This is a genomic window from Cellvibrio sp. (genome assembly GCF_053579595.1).
On sequence record NZ_JBRFPI010000500.1, the window covers coordinates 1 to 2,719 of the forward strand.

Annotated in this window: 2 protein-coding genes and 2 pseudogenes; 2 read left to right on the plus strand and 2 right to left on the minus strand. The window is 50.4% G+C overall.

What is annotated here, in order from left to right; translation table 11 throughout:
* Nucleotides 1-432 precede the first annotated feature (432 nt).
* Nucleotides 433-1,281, minus strand: a pseudogene (locus tag ACWA6V_RS20345) (YifB family Mg chelatase-like AAA ATPase); the annotation flags it as partial.
* A 120-nt stretch (nt 1,282-1,401) separates the two neighbouring features.
* Nucleotides 1,402-1,665 carry an accessory factor UbiK family protein gene (locus ACWA6V_RS20350; protein ID WP_449524201.1) on the minus strand — a complete coding sequence of 88 codons (264 nt, stop codon included), beginning with the start codon at nt 1,663-1,665 and terminating at the stop codon, nt 1,402-1,404.
* Nucleotides 1,666-1,985: 320 nt separating this feature from the next.
* Between ACWA6V_RS20350 and ACWA6V_RS20355 the strand changes: the two genes are divergently transcribed.
* Nucleotides 1,986-2,324 carry a P-II family nitrogen regulator gene (locus tag ACWA6V_RS20355; RefSeq protein ID WP_049631555.1) on the plus strand — a complete coding sequence of 113 codons (339 nt, stop codon included), beginning with the start codon at nt 1,986-1,988 and terminating at the stop codon, nt 2,322-2,324.
* Between the two features lie 32 nt (nt 2,325-2,356).
* Nucleotides 2,357-2,719: pseudogene (locus ACWA6V_RS20360) on the plus strand (ammonium transporter); the annotation flags it as partial.

Below are 2,719 nucleotides of genomic sequence, written 5' to 3' on the forward strand. Positions count from 1 at the left end.
CCCGCCGTAAAGTTGACCTTGAAAGTTTGCGATTCATAACTTAGCTGGGATTTGCACGTCTTATTTTACCATATGCTTCCTAGCCTTAATTGGCCGAGGGAAGTAATAGGAAGTTGTCGTAGGATTTGGCTATCACTCAAGCCTTCCGATGTAAGCTCTCGGAAGGATACAACAACGTTAGGTTGAGATTGATCTCTCAAGTTTTTGTAAATTCCGCCGTACCACCACGCTACCCAAGGCTTGTCATTTTTATAAAGGTTGTCTTTCAGAGAAATTTGGCTTGCAAGGAGCTCATATGGCCTGCAAAGGGGTATGGGCATTTATAATCACATCCAGTGGAAAGCTGATGTAATTATTAATGGGGTCAATTTATAAAGTCAAAGCTCAGTCGCAATTATTTCAAAAATGTCGCAGCTATTTTAAAAAGTCACAGCCACCGCCGACCAGTGCAATCGCAGAGGCAGTATGGTGCGGGGCGCGGAAGGGGCGCCGCCGCCCGTGATAGTCCTGCGACTGCGCCGCCACTGAATAAATCGCTGCAACATCCAGCATCTCCCGCTCACTCAAGCCGGGCAAGATTCCCGGTAAACGGCTGGCCAACATGGTTTTTCCAGTCCCGGGTGGGCCGTAAAAAAGCAGATTATGACCGCCGCTGGCGGCTATCTCCAGCGCTCGTTTGGCTTGTGATTGTCCTTTTACATCGAGGATATCGAGCGGATCGTCGCTGAATTCGCCGCCAACTTGCTCTGCAACTGCTTGTGGCAAGGTTTCACGCTGGTGCAAATGTGCGCAGACCTGCAAGAGATTTTCTGCACCAAATACGCGCGTAATACTGCTAAAGGCTGCTTCTTTGGCGTTGGCGCTGCTAATAATCAAGTCACGTGCCGCATCACCACAGGCGAGTGCCGCAGGAAGTGCCGCACTAATAGAGCGCAATTCACCCGATAGTGCGAGTTCACCCAGAAACTCATAGCGATCTAGTTGTTCTAGTGGGATTTGTCCGGACGCGGCGAGTATGCCGAGCGCGATGGGTAAATCGTAGCGGCCGCCCTCTTTGGGTAAATCGGCCGGTGCAAGGTTTACTGTGATGCGTTGGGCGGGAAATTCCAGATGGCTGTTGATCAGTGCGCTGCGAACCCGGTCTTTGCTTTCTTTCACGGCGGTTTCGGGCAGTCCGACGATAGAGAGGCTGGGCAAGCCGTTGGAAATATGGACTTCAACCGTGACTTGCGGGGCATTGATGCCGAGCTTGGCGCGTGAGTTTACGATGGCGAGTGACATTGACGATCCTTGTAGTTGTTTTTGAACAGTTTTTTCGCTGCGCTGCGGACCCTGCAGCGAGCTTCTGGGCGACTATAAATCAATCATGCGGCAGAACACAATCGGCCGCCGCGACTTAATTTACTGCTCCCGGCGTGCTAATTCCTGCTCCAGTGCCTCCAGTTTTTGCCGTGTGCGCAGGAGTACCGCAGTTTGCGCATCAAATTCTTCACGCGTCACCAGATCCAGGCGCGCCAATGCTGCCTGCAGTGCTATGTGCAGTTCGCGTTTGGGCAGGAGTTGCTCGGCATGGGGAGCTTGGGTGTGTAATTCATCCAGCAGGCGCTGAGCCAGATCTTTAATCATTTCATCCTCATCTTTGGCGATTCGCCACTCATTTTGCACTGGGAGTGTACCTCTTCCCCGTGCTAGCTGCATCCGCCACTCTCATTTCGGCGTTACGGGAATCTATCAATATGTTGTTTCTGATGACTATGTGCACTATTGGTGCTTGTTGTTTGTTGTGTTGGTCGAAATTGGTGCAGAGCTTGTATGCGAACTTGGATATTTTCTTTAATCAGCCCGGAGGTAAACGCTATCTATATGATTTCTATTGAGTTTATGAAATTGGCCTGCTCTGTGCAAAATCGTCCTTGAGCAGTTAAGCAGTATTTCCGGTGTTTCCCGCACCCTAGGTGCGGGAATTTTTTTCAGGAGAGCAGTCGATGAAATTGGTAACAGCGATCATCAAGCCATTCAAATTGGATGTGGTGCGTGAAGCCCTCTCTGATATTGGCGTGCACGGTATGACCGTGACTGAAGTAAAAGGTTTTGGTCGTCAGAAAGGCCATTCCGAACTCTACCGTGGGGCAGAGTACGTGGTGGATTTTTTGCCGAAAACCAAAGTAGAGATTGCCGTCTCTGACGCTGAAGCCGATTCAGTGGTTGAGGCCATCAGTAAGGCTGCCAACAGCAGCAAGATTGGTGACGGCAAGATCTTTGTGTCCGATTTGGAGCAGGTGGTGCGTATCCGCACCGGCGAAACCGGCGACCAAGCGTTGTAATTCACTTTTAATAAACAGACGGGGAAAAACCAATGGAAGAGAATATTTATCATCTTCAGTATGCGATGGACACCTTCTACTTTTTAGTAATGGGTGCCTTGGTGATGTGGATGGCGGCTGGTTTCGCCATGCTTGAGGCGGGTCTGGTGCGGGCTAAAAATACCACTGAAATTCTGACCAAAAACGTCGTGCTTTACGCAACTGCCTGCACAATGTACCTGGTGTGTGGTTACGCGATTATGTATGGCGGCAATTTTTTCCTGAGCGGTATCGGCGAGGTAGATGTTGCTGAACCCTTGAAGAGCTACGCTGAGCGTGAGGATGGCTTCACCGGCGGCTCCATTTACTCAGGTGCTTCTGACTTCTTCTTCCAGGTGGTGTTTGTTGCTACCTGC